Source organism: Deltaproteobacteria bacterium CG11_big_fil_rev_8_21_14_0_20_49_13 (assembly GCA_002796305.1).
GTDB lineage: Bacteria > UBA10199 > UBA10199.
In genome coordinates this window covers 506-15,600 of record PCWZ01000045.1, presented here as the reverse complement: position 1 = coordinate 15,600, position 15,095 = coordinate 506, and the positions used below count along the sequence as shown (strand labels likewise).

Below are 15,095 nucleotides of genomic sequence, written 5' to 3'. Positions count from 1 at the left end.
ATCATTTGTTTTGCATCCTATAAAAACTTGTGCTATTTTAGGGACATATGGCTGATACCAAGACCGTCCGACCGGAGGACAAGACCATTCTGAAGACTGCGGACGAAGTGGCAAACGCAGTTGACACCGAAGAACGCACGCCATCCAAGGAATTCATCCCATATTTGATCATAGTCGACGGTCCGCGCGCCGGCACCCGCTTTCAATTAAAAGAAGACGACAACATGATCGGCCGCTCTGTTTCGAGCGTAGCGATGCTCGAAGACGCGAGCGTTTCCCGCCGTCATTCCATAATTAATCACACCTCGGGCGGTGGCTGGGTATTTAAAGATGCAGGGAGCAAGAATGGCTCGTTCGTTAACGGTAAAAAGACCGAGGGCCAGATAAACATAGGTCACGGCGATATTATTCAGGTCGGCATCTATGCGCTTCGCCTTATTACCAAACCTGTCTCTTCCGAAGAAGAGATGGCGCCTCTTCCTTCCGATATCGAAGGAAAAACCATAATGATGTCTGCCGACGGAGTAGAAAAAGGCGGAGCAAACGCACAGACCCGCACGATGGCCAAGACCAACGAAGAAGGAGAGACCGGCGAGCTTGAACCTCAAGCGGGTGAAGAAGAGTTGAAAGATGAAGACGCCGCGGAAGATGACTTGGCAGGAGAACTTCCGCTTGAACCGGAGGCGGTCCCCGAAAAGAGGCGGGGCAGACTGGTTCAATACGCCGCAATGGGAGGCGCGCTTCTCCTTCTGGCGATAGTTGCCGGTGTCGCCTACTGGAAATTCGCAGGTTCCAATCCTCCTCCGCCGACAAACCCTAGCGAACCGCAGGTAATAGGCCAGCTTCCGGGTACCGAAAATACAGCACCCAAAAAAATTCCAGTGTTCCTTGATTTTGCCTCAAGTCCTCTTCCCGCAAGGGTCTCAATGGATGGGCAGGATTACGGTCTGGCCCCTGTAAAGGTGAATATGGAGCTGGAGGTCGGAAAGATATATTCTGCCGAGGCCGTTTTTGCGCTAGATGAGCTTCAGGACGCCAAGACGGTCAAGGCCGAGTTCGCTGTAGAACAGAATTCGAACAGTATTCCCATTCTTTTCAAGGGGCAGATAGGGATCATAAAGATAAACAATCTTCCGCGCGATACGCAACTCTATCTTGAGGGGAATTATGCCGACGACCCGTTCAAACCGCATACGGCGAAACTCGCGAACGTGGTCTTTGGAAAGCCGGCCTACGTTCCTTACGGCAAATATGTTGTCGAGCTCCGTCAGCCAAAACAGGTCGGCGAATCGAATCAGTTCGTGGAAGATATCCGCTTTAAAAGGGAGTTCCAGATAACGGAAGAAGGCCCTTTGTATGAGATATCCGTAACGGACGACGACCTGGAAAAGTTCCCGGTTGAAATAAGAACGGTCCCCGCAAAGGCAGATGTTTTCATGGACGGAACGCTTGTCGGGCAGACTCCCTACAGCGGCACTTTCCCTCTGGGCGAACATACCATGACGCTTCGAAAGGACGGGTACTTTGAGCAGACCCAGACCCTCAAGATGGATATAAACATGCTCTATCAGGTAGAGATACCGCTAAAGACAACGGTTGCAGGCGAATATGTAAATGCGGGCAATACGCTGATGAATAAGGGGCTCTATAAAGACGCGATAGCACAGCTTTCCGAGGCTTTCAAACACACTCCGTCGGCAAGGGAGACGGCGCAGATCCAATACCTCCTGGGTTCATGCTATATGAAGATGAACGACTTTGCCACGGCCGCCGGTTATTTTGAACAGGCGCGCCAGGCTCCGGACTTTCAGCTGAACGCCATGCTGGGTCTTGCAAGTATCTTTGGTATGCAGAAGGATATGGAAAGGGCGCTGCCTCTTCTTGTTGAGGTCATGCTCAAGGCGCAGGACGAACAGCTAAAGGCCGAAGCATCCGCGGTATTCCAGCAGATATCGTCGCTTCGTTCGGTCATGTATATCTACACCGATCCTGCCGGCGCCGATGTGATTGTTAACGATAGATTGGTTGGCCCAAAAACGCCCTTGATACTTCACGACCTCGGCCTTGGAAATTACAAGATAAAGATACAAAAGGACGGGTTCGTTCCGCAGGATTTAAATATCAACATGTCCGTTGCGGAGTTCAACCCGGTCATAATAAAATTAAAACCGATCGAACAATAGGAGGATTTTTATGTTAGATACAAGGGAAGCGCCAAAAGGAAAGGTCGTAAGCGCCGGATATCCGGGGATAGAACAGCTTATCGACTCAGAAGATTTTACAAATGTGAACGAGGTCTTCGAAAAGGCATACAACGAACTTTCTGACCAATCGCGTATAAAAAGGGGCCTAAAACGTTCCCGGGAGGCCAAAAAAGCGATGCGGGCCATCGAATTAACCATGAGTCTTTTCAAGGAATTACTTGAGATAAAGTACCGTATCCAGGAGATGCTGAAGAGGAGCCAAACAAAAAGAGCCTGAGCCCACGCAACTTTTGGTTACCCCCCAGCCGATAATATATGTGGGGACGAAAGGTAACATAATTATGAGCGAACAAATAAAGAATAAAAGAATCGAAACGATCCAGCCGAACAAGATCGGCAAAGCCATTGGAAAGGCCCAAGCGGGGAGTAATTTTGACTCATTCCTTGGGGCCGTTGATGCCATGGCGCCGATGAATGCGGAGCTGATGTATCAGGCAACAGGGTCCAATACCGCGGCCGCGGTGCTTCACGGTGCTTTCACTGGAATGGGCGGTGCGGCCGGATCTTATGGGTACGGCGGCGCGTCCTACGGCGGATTCGGGGGCGGGGCAGGCGGATTTGGCGCCCTTTCGGAATATCCCGGAATGATGGGCGTTGGCGGTTCAAGCACCCTGGGAACGGGACTGCCGGCCTATGGCAAGGCCTCCGGACCCACAGGTCTGGCGGACACTCCAGGCGGTGCCACCGGAAATCTTCCCACAGGCGATCTTATCAATACAATGAACACGAACAACCTGAAACTCTTGGAGTTGCAGGCTGTTATGCAGTCGAACATGCAGTCGTGGAACACGAAGTCCAATATCCTTTCCGCGGACCATCGTGCACGCATGGCAATGATAGAGAAATTCTCGGCCAGAGGTTAATAGCGTAACTTGTAACTCGTAACTTGTAATTAGTAAAATCAGTTAACAGGTCACGATTTACGAGTCACAAATCACGGGGGTAAGGGATGATAGATATCGAGAGGCCAAGCCTTGGCCTGATGATGGAGGCCGGTTACGTTTATTTGGGGATGCAGCGTTTTCAGGAGGCACGCGATGTCTTTGAGGGAGTGACATCGCTGGCGCCGGAAAGCGAGATCCCGCTGATAGCGATAGGTTCGGTAGATTTCTGCCAGGGCAAGTTCACAAACGCCATCCGCCGCTACAAGAAAGCTCTCAAGATAAATCCAAAGAGCGAATATGCGCTGGCCTATATGGGCGAGGCGCTCTTCTTTATGGGCAAAAAGGCGGAGGCGGTAAAACACCTTGAAGAGGTCGTAAGGCTCGATCCTTCCGGCAAGGCCGGTGATTTCGCAAAGGCCCTGCTCGACGCCGTGCATAAGGGTTTTACGCCGCAGTCGCTTTCAGGTGTGGATGAGTTGAAGGAGTATATCAAGAAGAAGGAAAAAGAAGGTAAAAAATGAAAAAGATAATCATCTTTCTGTTCATTATCTTGGTCTTTTCCGCCTGTAAAAAAACGGACCTCTACCACGACCTTTCCGAAGAGGAAGCTAACGAAATGCTCGTGGTCCTTCAGAAAGAGGGGGTCGATGCGGTAAAGGTAAAGGATCTACGCCAGAACGAGGTCTTTTGGACGGTTCAGGTGGACCCGAAAAAGATGAACCTTGCACAAAGGATAATCTCGGAACACCACCTGCCTCGTAAAAGAGAGCTTGGTCTTTCAGGAGTCTATAAAGAAAAGGGGCTGATACCGACCCCGGATGAACAGAAGGCCCGATATTTGCTGGCCCTCAAAGGCGAGATAATAAACTCTATAATGAAGATACCGGAGGTGGTGGATGCCGACGTGGTCCTTAACATCCCTTCCCAAGATGAGTTTGCGGACCCGAAGGCCGAAAAGAAGCGCCCCTCCGCATCAGTTGTTATAAAGGCAAGGCCGTCCGATATTCCGCAGGACGTCCTTTCAGAGAGCAAGATACAGCAGTTCGTTGCAAATGCGGTGGAGAACATGAACCCGAGGAATGTTGCGGTCATTGTCACCTACATTTCATCGCCAAAGAGGGGTTTAATGCCCGGGCAGTCATTAATATTGTCTTCTACCCCGGACCCCGCTTCAAATCAGAGGGTTGAAGATAGTCCGGTGACCCGCATTGCTGGTTTAGAGGTCGTTTCAAGTAGCCAGAGCAGGCTTAAGATATACCTTGCCATTTTTTTCATTGTTCTAGCGGTATTAGCCGCGGCTCTCATTATAACGGTCATCCGCACCAGCCGTACCCGATCGGACAGGGGTGACGGAGCGCCGGGGGAAAGGCCCATGATAGAGGGTAAAGTGGTAGAGGGCCAACCCAGATTAAAAGACGGCAGATAAGCAACTTTGGGTATACGCTCGGCCGATAATGTATATAGAGGAGGGGGATGGTAGGCCCGCAAAAAAAGCGGCGGGCTGGGAGCAGGTTATGAACTTTTCACCAATAAGACCGGACGCCGTTAAATATGAGATGCGCATGATATCGGGCGAGAATCCATTCGTCCAGCAGCAAAAGAAACCGGGCGCATTCGGTAGATTTCTATCCGGCATAGGCAAATTCTTCGCGGCGGTAGCGGCCCCGATGTCGCTCGTATTTCCGCCCGCGGCGATAGGTGCGGCCGGCATGTACGGTATCGGCCAGATAGGCGATCAGATGCAGTACAAATCGTATCAGAAAATGATGGAACAGCAGGCTGTCCCTCAGTCTATATCGTATCCGGGGCTCGATCTTTCCGGCCCTTCAACAGGTGTTGCCCCGGGCGGCGCGTTCATTCCCATATCGGCCCAGCAGGAAACAGTTATGGATGTTCTTTTTGCCAGGAATGGCATGATGCTCGACAGCGCACAGAAGATATGAACGTAAAGATCCAAAAACCGATCGTTTCAATAAACCCTCAGGAACTCGCCCAGCGCATAGCAAACGAAGGCCTTAAGGGAGCGGTTGAAAGGGCGATAGAAGGTTCCGAAAAGGATTACAGGGCCCACTATAAAAAACTTCTCGAATCAAATAAAACCGCTCCAAAGGGCGTAAGGCGCTTCAGTGTCTCCGAGGCCGATGCTGAAGAATTCTTGGAACAGACATATCAGAACCTCCCTTCTTTCTTTAGAAAAATGATAGATGATGCCGTTGAAGAACAGTCAGACTTGAGTAAACTTACCCAAAAGCACAAAGGCGAACTTAAGAGAGAGCTCGCCAACGTCATCGATCAGGAACTTCGCCTCAAGGGGAAATTTGCCTGACAATTGAGGTGTTTACACCCCGAAATTCCGGTAATCAATGATCAGTAATCGGTTATCAGTTATTGATCCCCAACGAACATAAGCGCCAGTAACCATTTAATCTTATAAGATTTTTCTGTTTATCGATCACCGTTTACCGATCACTGATTACCATTCTCTTCAATTGGCACAAATACTGCAGTTGCACCTCAGTGGGGGTAAACTGCTTATGGCAAAGTCAGCTCTTAAAATGAAGAAGGAGCGCATCACGGCAAGTGACATCGCGAGGAAAAGACTTCTAGCCGCAAGAAAAGCGGTCGCAACAAAGTTTGCCAAGAAGAAGGAAATAGAGGCGCTCCATAAACGCGACATGATCATAGAACAATACATGCCGTACGCCACATCGATCGCCAACAGGGTTGTTAAGTCGCTTTCTTTAACGGCAGAGTACGAAGATATCCTTTGCGCCGCGAGACTCGGGCTCTTGGAAGCGGCAAAACGTTACGATGACCGTGAAGATGTCGATTTTCGCACATTCGCCTATTATAGGATCAAGGGCGCCATTTACGATGGTCTAAGAAAATCGGGATGGATCCCCCGTTCGGTATATTCAAGGCTCAAATTCGAAGAGGCGTCGAACGAATATTTACAGCACGTATCTGAAAATAGGGCGCAATCGTCAGAAGGTAAAAGTGGAAAAGAAATATTCGATACGGTCAATACGCTAGCATCCATATACGTTATATCCCTCGATGCCAACGAGGATATGGATATAGAAGATACGAATCTGGAAGATCTGGATAAACGCGCCGAGTATCATCAGATAAGAAATCACATGCGCGATGCGATGGGAAGCCTGCCTCCAAAGGAAAAACAGCTTATCATGATGTACTATTTCCAGAATAAGACGCTGGAAGAGGCCGGCGAGAAACTCGGACTTTCCAAATCGTGGGTGTCAAGAATGCATGCAAGGGCTTTAGAGCTTCTCCTAAAGAGGATAAGGATATTGGCGGTTAAGGGGCAAACAGGTCAGCTAACCGAGGAGCTTTTAGGAGAATAATTATGGTAATGGACGTCATCAATTCGAAACTGGCAACAACTGCTATAACCCAGGCGGCAAAGGCTTCTGAAAAAGAGGTGATGCAACCGCTTCAGACCGGCGAATCGCCCTTTAAACAGCTACTCAACGGTATGGACGCCGGCGAGGAAATGGTCAATATGCTCGGCATCGACAAAAATGCAGGGCTGGGATCGGGCCAGATGGGTGCGATATCCGCTGAAAATATCAGCGTGGACCCGGCCAAGCTCAACGTAGGTGCGGAATCACCTAAAGGGATAGAGAAGGTCGTAGATATGCTTTCCGACGTTAATAAGGGGCAGATGCAGATGGACAACCTTGTTAACGAGATCCTCTATAGCGGCAAGAGGTTCAATAATCAGGAGCTTCTGGCCATTCAGGCTCACGTCTTTCACTTTGCGCAGATGACTGAACTCACGGTTAAGGTTGCGGAACACGGCGTTTCCAGTGTAAAGACGGTCCTTAATACACAGGTGCAATAAGAGGCTGGCAGGTTAACAAGTTAGCAGGTCAGCAGGTTGATAGGTCAAAGAATATGGAAATGGAGAGCGCTAAAAATAGGCAGGATATAGTCGCGATACTGATGGCGTCGTTCGGCACGAAGACGACCGCCCAGTTCGGACCCAAAGTCGAAGAAAAAGTCTATATCAATTCCAATCACGACGGAATTTCAAAGGACGAATGCGTAAGGATAATAAGGGAGAACATATCGATATCGGGAGACGAGCTTTCAAATCTTGCCGATATCCATCCCGCATGGATAGTAAAGGCGCTCGAGAACGAATCGCCCAAGATAATAGGCATAATCCTTCGCTGGCTCCCTTCACGGCATGTGAGATATATCTTGGAACATCTTCCCAAGCGCGTTAAGATGTCGCTCCCGAAACTTGTGGAATCTTTTGCTGTGCCCACGCAGATATTGAAGCTCATCAGGGAGGGATTTGAAAAGAAGTTTGCGATCCAATCTTCCAGCGATCGGTTTGAGATAAGGGCTTTTGATGACCTGGCTCGTTTAAGGTCGGAAGACCTAGACGTTCTCTTCAAGGATATCGGGATACAAGAGCTGGCAATGGCGTTCCAGAACCTCGACGAGTCGGGCGTGAAGGTCCTTCTTAACCGCATGCCTATCCGGTCGGCGCGCTCACTTCAGCAAAGAATAAGAGATGTCGAAGGCAAAGACACAGCGCTTCTTAAAGATGCAAGATTTACCATACTTGAAGTTGCTTTCGATCAGGAAGATATAGACAAGCTTCTTTTGGAAACGGGTTTAGCGGCTTTTTCGAAGGCCATGAAAGGACCGGATCTTTTCACGTTGCTTCAGATGAAGCTTGACCCGACCATCTCATACATCTTCAAACGCTTTGTGGAGGCGCATGTCGGCGTCAATAAGCTAGCCGAAAAGCGCCAAGCTCTCATCATGGAGAGGTTCTCCATCCTTTCAAAGGCCGGCCTAATAAGTGAAATTTAACTGGAAAGATGGCTGATAATACAGTAGAAAGTAGGAAGCAAGAAACAGGAAGCAGGAATATCATGCTTCGTGCCTCATGCTTCTTGCTTCAATAAATATGAGCAAAATCATCAAAAAAGACGAGGTCCAGAAAATGGGCGGCACCGCCGCCAAGGCATCCACACCGGATATAATGCCGGCGGAGGGGGGCGGCATCCTCAACAAGAAGGTCTTAGAGGCCAAGGATAAGGCCCAACTAGTATTAGACGACGCAAGCCAAGAGGCCGAGCATATAAAAGAAGATGCCAGGAGGATATATGAACAGGTGAATGTCGAGATGGAAAAGGCAAAGAAGGACGGATTTAAAAAGGGCCACGATGAGGCGATGTCGTCTGTCACGGAGCAAACAGTTCATTTAAGCAACCTTCGCGAGAAATTCTACGAGAATGCCGAGCCCGAGATATTGAAGCTCGTCATGATAATAGCCGAAAAGGTGATAGGCAAGATGGTCCGCGAATACGATTCGGCGATAAAGAGCATCGTCAGGCAGGCGGTTGATTCTTCTCTTGGTGAAAGGATCACAGTTCATCTAAATCCGGAAGACCATAAGATAATCACATCGTCCGATTTTGAGTTCAAAGACATATTTGACAGGAGCAAGCGCATAGCCTTTCGAGAGGACGAAACGATAAATAAGGGCGGGTGTGTGGTTGAGACGGAAGTAGGAACCATTGATGCGCGTCTTGAAACGCAGCTTAAGGCCATTAAAAAGGCCCTTGAACTATGACAGACAGAAAAGACAGAAAAGGTCTTCCACGGGTAGACTTTCATAAGTATCAGCACAACCTCTCTGCAGTATCCACCTATAGCATCAAGGGAAAGGTGACCGAGTTGACGGGACTTGTCATAAAGGCCGTGGTCCCGGGGGTTCGTGTCGGAGAGCTCTGCTTCATTGAGCCATACAGGAACCGTCCTCCCATAAAGGCGGAGGTGGTCGGTTTTCGCGATCAGGAAGTTCTGCTCATGCCCCTTGGAGATATTGAAGGCATAGGTCTTGGGAACGATGTCATTCCGGCTGGAGGTTATCTCACGGTGAGGGTTGGAAAGGGGCTTTTGGGGCGCGTTATTGACGGGCTCGGAGAGCCTCTTGATGCGGAGACAAAAGGGCCCCTTGCCTGCACCGATGAATATCCAGTCATGGCAAATCCTCCGGCGGCGCTGAAGCGCCGACGTGTTACAAGGCCCATCTCCGTGGGTGTCCGCGCGATAGACGGGCTCCTTACATGCGGAGAGGGACAGCGTATCGGTTTCTTTGCCGCGGCCGGTGTCGGCAAATCGACTCTCATAGGCATGATAGCAAGGAACACCGAGGCCGAGATAAACGTTATCTGCCTCGTTGGTGAACGCGGACGCGAAGTTCGCGATTTTATAGAACGAGATCTTGGAGAAGAAGGTCTTAAAAAGACCGTTGTTATAGTTTCTACATCCGATCAACCTGCCCTTGTAAGAATGAAGGCGGCCTATGTGGCAACGGCGATAGCGGAATATTTCCGTGATCAGGGGAAAAAGGTCCTTCTAATGATGGACTCTGTCACCAGGTTCGCAAGGGCTTTGCGCGAGATAGGCCTCGCCATTGGAGAGCCGCCCGCCAGACAGGGCTATACTCCTTCTGTGTTCTCTACCCTTCCCAGGCTTCTTGAACGCTCCGGAAATTCCGACAAGGGTTCCATAACGGCGTTCTACACGATACTTGTCGCCGGCGACGATATGAACGAACCCGTGGCAGACGAAACCCGTTCGATATTGGACGGACATATCGTGCTTTCTAGAGCGATGGCCGCACGTAATCACTATCCGGCCATAGATATCAGCGAAAGCGTTTCGCGCGTCATGGATGAAATAATAGACGACGACCACAAAGATGCGGCCAGAAAGGTCCGCGAGATCATCGCCAACTACGAAAAGGAACGCGACCTCATTCTTATCGGCGCATACGAAGAGGGGAGCGATCCCAAGGTAGATTACGCCATAGAAAAGATAGAAGAGGTCAACAACTTCTTAAAACAGGGGATCCAAGAGTCCGTTACGATGGATGATACGGTCGAAATGTTAAAGGGGATGTTTGAATAAAGATGCCCAAAGCCAGGTACAGATTGCAGGCGCTTTTGGTCATAAAAGAGCGCGTCAAGAACCGCGCGGCAGAGGAACTTGCCCGCGCCATAATCAAGCTACAGGAGGCGCGCAAGAAAGAGAAAGAGCTGATAGAGGAGAAAGAGAAGACAATAAAAGAATGGTTCAAGTCGCGCGACAGAATGCGAAAAGAAATGGACGTTGGCTCTGTCGTTCAAGAAGGGAATGTTCACATTAATTTCCTTCGTAAACTGAAAGAAGACGAAGAAAAGAAGCAGGAAGAGATAGAGGAACAGCGCGATGTCGTTTTGGAGTGCGAAGAGAACGTTGGGAAACACAGAAAAGAATATATCGAAGCCGCAAAAGAACATCAGGTAATGGTGAAGCATAAGGACCTGTGGAAAAAGAAGGTCGCCGACGAACTTTCCAAGAAAGAAGAGAGGGAGCTCGACGAACTGGGGAGCACCATCCATCACTTGAGAAAATGGAAGGGTGAGAAGGGACAGTTCACATTATGAGCGACGAAAAAATAAGAGAGAAACCTCCAATTCCGCCTCCGGCGGAACAGCAAAAGGAACCAACAGCTCCAAAGACAAGCCAGTCCGCCTTCGACAAGGTAATGGAACAGCAGAAGACAACCCAGCAGAGCCCGACCATCCAGTCCAAGTTCTCCGATCAGGGGGCCACAGAACAGCGTGTGCGAGAGGTCTCAAAGTGGCAGGAACACGATACCGACAGACGGAAAAAGGACGACAGGGACGATTCCTCTACTAAAGACAAGACGAAGCAAAAAGACAAGAGCAGCTCCGTAACCGTCACAAAAGAGGCGGTGGTTCGCGGAGGAGAAAAACAAGGTTTTGGTGGCAGGGGCGAAGGAAAAGGAGAGGGAAGAAGCGGTTCCGGAGGCGAATTCGCCAAGCGTCAGCTGGCCGCAAAGAAGCTGCACGATATAAGAAGAGTTATATCGAACCTTTCTCAAGGATCGTTCGGAGCCAAGCTTTCCAGCGCGCTTGCGTTCTCGCTAAAGCTTCAGCCAAAGCAGGTGCAGGACCTGGTCAACAAGGTCATCCAGTCCATAAAGATGGGCGAGAGCGAGCTCGGCTGGCCGGAGCTCAAACTGATCCTTCGCGAGAACATCTTTTCGGGTTTGAGTTTGCGTTTCACGTCGAAGCATGGTAAAGTTTCGATCCAGATAGACACGGCCGACAAGAAGGTAAAGGACCTTTTCACCGCCGAGGCCTCAAAGATAAAGAAGGCCCTTGAGGAAAAAGGCGTCCTGGTGAGCGATATAAAAATAGTTTAACCAGCCAAACCGGCTTAACCGATTAAACAGATGCCCGTCAAACCTTTCAATCTTTCATGCATCAAGAAGATGTCATCCGAGGAGGTACGCCTGACCTCTCTTCTTTTCGACCTTTCACCGGAGTCTTCGTCCGGCGATCCCGTAACGGTCCGAATAAGAAAGATGCTCATGAAACATCTGGGCGAAAGGTCCTTTTTCTATCTCGACAACGTCGAATCGTTGACCTTCTCGTCTTTTCTTGGCTCGCTTCCGGAAACGGTCATCATTTCTGTGATGAAAGTTGAACCCATAAATATCAGGCTCGCCGCGCAAATAGACAACAATCTTGCCTTTCTGCTCATCGATAAACTTCTTGGCGGTACGGGTGAGTTCGCCCCCGAGAACAGGCCCCTTTCCGAGACGGAGCAGGGCGTGCTTCAGTATTTTGTCATGCAGATACTCTCCGAAATATGGAAATCATCCGGTTCAGGGGCCAGGCTTCACTTCAGATTTGAAAAGTTCGCGTTCGGCATGAAGGACCTTGAAAACGCCGGCAATTTAAAAGATGCGGCGATAAGCCTCGCCTTTAAGGTCGGCATAGGAGACCTTTCTGGTTTTATAAAGGTCATCTTTACCGGCGATTTCATAAGAAAGGCCCAGTCGCTTGGACTTGGCAAAAGGAGCAATGCGGAAGGTGGGCATTTTTCCGACCGATCTGAAAGGTATGGATATATAAAGACGACCCTCTGGGCCGATGCCGGACGGGTGACGGTATCTTCGAGCGATCTTATTACACTTGAGTCGGGCGATGTCCTTTTGTTCGATGAGTCGGGGTTGATGCTTAAAGAAGGAAAGCCCTGCGGTAGTGTTGAGCTGAAAGCTGGCAGGGGCGAAGAGGCGAGTCTTACCGCGAACATACAACCGGAAGGTAAAACTATAAAATGTACGGTGGCAGGAGGATAACATGGTTAAGAAAGAAAAAGAATTCTTGGAAGAGGAAGATGTTCTGGCGGAAGATGAAGCAGAAGAGGTACTTGAAGAAGAGGCCGCCGAGGCCGTAGAGGAAGAGATCCTCATGGAGGAGGAAGAGGCTCCGGAATCCGTCAACGAAGAGGCGGTGAAGATGACCGGCGACGTTCCTGTTCAGATCGTGGCGGTCATGGGGAAAAGGACGGTATCTGTAAAGGAGCTCGTTTCCTTTAAGATGGGGAGCGTGATCGATCTAGCGCGTCCCGCCAACGAAATGATAGACCTTGTCGCCGGAGGAAAGCTGGTCGCCAAGGGGGAACTTGTTGATATCGATGGTAAGCTTGGCGTTAGGATAGTTAAAATGGTGAGATAGAAACCCGCTCATCCTTAAGCCTGTCGAAGGATGGACGTTCATGTGAAATATGTTCTTATTCCTATTAGAGATCGCAGCCATCGCGACCGAACCCGCCACCCACTCCAGCGCGGTGGATTTCACCTTCTTGTTCATTAAAATGATAGCGGCGCTCGTAGTTGCGTGCACACTTGCCGTTATCATTCTTAAGTATGCAGTTCCAAGGCTCTCTTTTACGAAGAAGCTGTCGGCAGAAGGCCCTATCAAGATACTTAACCGCGTTTCCCTGGGTCCCAAACAACATTTGTTCTTGGTAAAGATAAAGGAAAAGTGTATATTATTGGGGGTCACGGACCATTCCATTAACCGAATAGACGAAGTTAACTATGAAGAGAAGCCATAAAAGGAAGTTCTTGGCAATAGCTCTGCTTTCGGCCGCCGCCGGCGTGTTAATGAGCCTTCCGGCAATGGCCGCCGAGGGGCGCGCAATGCAATCGATGGGGGTTTCAAGGCCTCTTGTAATGCTCGTCGTTCTGGCCGGCCTTTCGATGGTCCCTTTCGTTGTGATGATGTCGACCTCTTTTGTCAAGATCGCCGTCGTCCTTTCGCTCGTCAGGAACGCAATGGGGACCCAGCAGGTGCCGCCAAATATCGTAGTAACCGGACTTTCGCTTATACTCACTATTTACGTCATGATGCCGGTCGGGTACGAGGTCTACCGTGCCGCAGGTTCGGTGATAAATCAGGGGACCAACCAGCCGCTGCTGTCGCAGACGTCGGTGGCGCTCCTTGTTGATGCCGGCGAAAAGGGCAAGGAGCCTGTCAGAAATTTCCTGCTCAAGCACGTCCATCCGCAGGAAAGGTCGCTCTTTTACAATCTGGCGCTAAAGCTCGTAAAGAACGAAGATGACAGGGCAAAGATAACCGATGAGGACTTTGTCAATCTCATCCCCGCCTTTTGCATAAGCGAACTTACGCGGGCGTTCCAGATCGGTTTCGTCATATTCCTGCCGTTCCTTATAATCGACGTTGTCATCGCCAACATACTTCTATCGCTTGGCATGTTCCAGATATCGCCCATTACGCTGTCGCTTCCTTTTAAGCTGCTTTTGTTCGTGCTTGTGGACGGATGGCATTTGATAACTAAAGGTTTGATAATGGGATATGTTTGATATATGGAATATTTCGTAGCTCTCACAAAACAGGCGTTGTTCTTAACGCTCATTTTAACCGGCCCCCCGGTCCTTATCGCCATGCTTGTGGGTCTTGTTATCTCTATCCTTCAGGCGACGACCCAGATACAGGAGCAGACCCTTACCTTCGTTCCCAAGCTCGTTGCCGTTATCGTGACCCTGGCGGTGGCGGGTCCGTGGATGGTGGTCCAGATCATTAATTTCACCGCCCAGATATTCGACACCTTTGCCAACTACATAAAATAGCCTATGGAAGAGTTGATGGGAAGATTGGGTATTAACGCTAATTTCAGCTTTCCGCTGATATTCGCCTCCCTCATCTGGGTAAGACTTCTTGCCATCATGACCGTGGTCCCTTTTCTCTTCGGAAAGCCCGTTCCCAAGACGGTCCGTATCGGCGCTTCTATGGTGCTCGCGGCGTTCGCCTACAAATATCTTCTCCCGGCGGTCCCGCCTCCCGTTACGGAGGACATGATACTTCTTTCGATGCTCTATTTAAAAGAGGCCTTCTTCGGGCTTGTCATAGGGTTTGCCGCAGGACTTATATTTTACGGGTTCGAGGCGGCGGGCCAGATGATAGACGCACAGCGCGGAATGTCCATCGCCCGCATCTTGATACCCGAGCTTGGCACCCAGAGCTCCATTTTCGGCACCATGCTCTTTCAGCTGGCGGTCGTTACCTATCTAACGATAGGAGGACATCTGCTGTTCTTAAACGCGGTATATGAGAGCTATCAGATCCTTCCGGTCTTTGATTTTCCGGCCGTTGGAACAGGGCTCATGCCGCTTATGGATTTTTTTATGGTCCTAACGGCCAAGATATTCGTCCTGGCCGTTCAGATAGCGGCGCCCGTCATAATCGCCATTCTCATTGCGGACATAATATTGGGCGTTGCCAACAGGATAGCGCCGCAGATCAATGTGTGGGAGCTGGGTTTCAATGTTAAGGGATATTTAGGCGTTCTCGCCATTTTCTGGGCGATAACGATGGTAGTCGAGCAGATGGAACATTACGGAATTCAGTCGGTCAAAGAGTTGGGAGGAGTGATAGAATTGCTGAAGCGGGGATTTTAGGAACATAGATTAAGATGAGGATCAAGACCTAGACCGGTCCTTAGCATTCCATAAGCTGTCATAGTCATAATCAGAACAGCCAGATAGATGGACATATTTACATCAGATATTACAATT

20 protein-coding genes are annotated in these 15,095 nt (G+C 49.8%); all 20 read left to right on the top strand.

Going from position 1 to position 15,095, the window contains the following annotated elements:
• The first annotated feature begins 47 nt into the window (after positions 1–47).
• A complete protein-coding gene (locus COV46_03995; protein ID PIR17502.1) occupies positions 48–2,183 on the top strand; it encodes a hypothetical protein in 2,136 nt (711 codons plus the stop codon).
• A 10-nt stretch (positions 2,184–2,193) separates the two neighbouring features.
• The gene (locus COV46_03990; protein PIR17501.1) at positions 2,194–2,481 is read left to right on the top strand and encodes a hypothetical protein; all 288 of its coding nucleotides are present in this window, start codon (positions 2,194–2,196) and stop codon (positions 2,479–2,481) included.
• Between the two features lie 64 nt (positions 2,482–2,545).
• Positions 2,546–3,127: a hypothetical protein gene (locus tag COV46_03985; GenBank protein PIR17500.1), complete on the top strand. Its 582-nt coding sequence runs from the start codon at positions 2,546–2,548 to the stop codon at positions 3,125–3,127.
• An 86-nt stretch (positions 3,128–3,213) separates the two neighbouring features.
• Positions 3,214–3,669: a hypothetical protein gene (locus tag COV46_03980; protein ID PIR17499.1), complete on the top strand. Its 456-nt coding sequence runs from the start codon at positions 3,214–3,216 to the stop codon at positions 3,667–3,669.
• Positions 3,666–4,574 (top strand): hypothetical protein, encoded by a 909-nt coding sequence (locus COV46_03975; protein ID PIR17498.1) that lies wholly within the window; start codon positions 3,666–3,668, stop codon positions 4,572–4,574. The genes COV46_03980 and COV46_03975 overlap by 4 nt, the downstream gene beginning before the upstream one ends.
• Positions 4,575–4,602: 28 nt before the next feature.
• Entirely contained in the window at positions 4,603–5,091 is a 489-nt protein-coding gene (locus COV46_03970) for a hypothetical protein (GenBank protein ID PIR17497.1), read from the top strand.
• On the top strand, positions 5,088–5,474 hold the full coding sequence (locus COV46_03965) for a hypothetical protein (protein ID PIR17496.1): 387 nt from the start codon (positions 5,088–5,090) through the stop codon (positions 5,472–5,474). The genes COV46_03970 and COV46_03965 overlap by 4 nt, the downstream gene beginning before the upstream one ends.
• 208 nt (positions 5,475–5,682) lie before the next feature.
• A complete protein-coding gene (locus tag COV46_03960; GenBank protein PIR17495.1) occupies positions 5,683–6,513 on the top strand; it encodes an RNA polymerase subunit sigma-70 in 831 nt (276 codons plus the stop codon).
• A 2-nt stretch (positions 6,514–6,515) separates the two neighbouring features.
• The gene (locus COV46_03955) at positions 6,516–7,013 is read left to right on the top strand and encodes a hypothetical protein (protein PIR17494.1); all 498 of its coding nucleotides are present in this window, start codon (positions 6,516–6,518) and stop codon (positions 7,011–7,013) included.
• A gap of 53 nt (positions 7,014–7,066) precedes the next feature.
• Complete coding sequence (locus COV46_03950; GenBank protein ID PIR17493.1) at positions 7,067–7,999, top strand: hypothetical protein; 933 nt, start codon at positions 7,067–7,069, stop codon at positions 7,997–7,999.
• Between the two features lie 76 nt (positions 8,000–8,075).
• Entirely contained in the window at positions 8,076–8,765 is a 690-nt protein-coding gene (locus COV46_03945; GenBank protein ID PIR17492.1) for a hypothetical protein, read from the top strand.
• Positions 8,762–10,108 (top strand): flagellum-specific ATP synthase FliI, encoded by a 1,347-nt coding sequence (fliI, locus tag COV46_03940; GenBank protein PIR17491.1) that lies wholly within the window; start codon positions 8,762–8,764, stop codon positions 10,106–10,108. Before COV46_03945 ends, fliI begins: the two co-directional genes overlap by 4 nt.
• 2 nt (positions 10,109–10,110) lie before the next feature.
• Positions 10,111–10,626: a hypothetical protein gene (locus tag COV46_03935; GenBank protein ID PIR17490.1), complete on the top strand. Its 516-nt coding sequence runs from the start codon at positions 10,111–10,113 to the stop codon at positions 10,624–10,626.
• Positions 10,623–11,411, top strand: a complete 789-nt coding sequence (locus COV46_03930) for a hypothetical protein (GenBank protein ID PIR17489.1) — start codon at positions 10,623–10,625, stop codon at positions 11,409–11,411. The genes COV46_03935 and COV46_03930 overlap by 4 nt, the downstream gene beginning before the upstream one ends.
• A 30-nt stretch (positions 11,412–11,441) precedes the next feature.
• Positions 11,442–12,353: a hypothetical protein gene (locus COV46_03925; GenBank protein ID PIR17488.1), complete on the top strand. Its 912-nt coding sequence runs from the start codon at positions 11,442–11,444 to the stop codon at positions 12,351–12,353.
• Position 12,354: 1 nt separating this feature from the next.
• Positions 12,355–12,732, top strand: coding sequence for a hypothetical protein (locus COV46_03920; GenBank protein ID PIR17487.1), 378 nt, complete (start codon positions 12,355–12,357; stop codon positions 12,730–12,732).
• Positions 12,733–12,781: 49 nt separating this feature from the next.
• Positions 12,782–13,114 (top strand): flagellar biosynthetic protein FliO, encoded by a 333-nt coding sequence (gene fliO, locus COV46_03915; protein ID PIR17486.1) that lies wholly within the window; start codon positions 12,782–12,784, stop codon positions 13,112–13,114.
• Positions 13,098–13,883: an EscR/YscR/HrcR family type III secretion system export apparatus protein gene (locus tag COV46_03910; protein ID PIR17485.1), complete on the top strand. Its 786-nt coding sequence runs from the start codon at positions 13,098–13,100 to the stop codon at positions 13,881–13,883. The genes fliO and COV46_03910 overlap by 17 nt, the downstream gene beginning before the upstream one ends.
• Positions 13,884–13,886: 3 nt before the next feature.
• Positions 13,887–14,150: a flagellar biosynthetic protein FliQ gene (fliQ, locus tag COV46_03905; GenBank protein ID PIR17484.1), complete on the top strand. Its 264-nt coding sequence runs from the start codon at positions 13,887–13,889 to the stop codon at positions 14,148–14,150.
• Between the two features lie 3 nt (positions 14,151–14,153).
• Complete coding sequence (locus COV46_03900) at positions 14,154–14,978, top strand: hypothetical protein (GenBank protein PIR17483.1); 825 nt, start codon at positions 14,154–14,156, stop codon at positions 14,976–14,978.
• Positions 14,979–15,095: the final 117 nt, after the last annotated feature.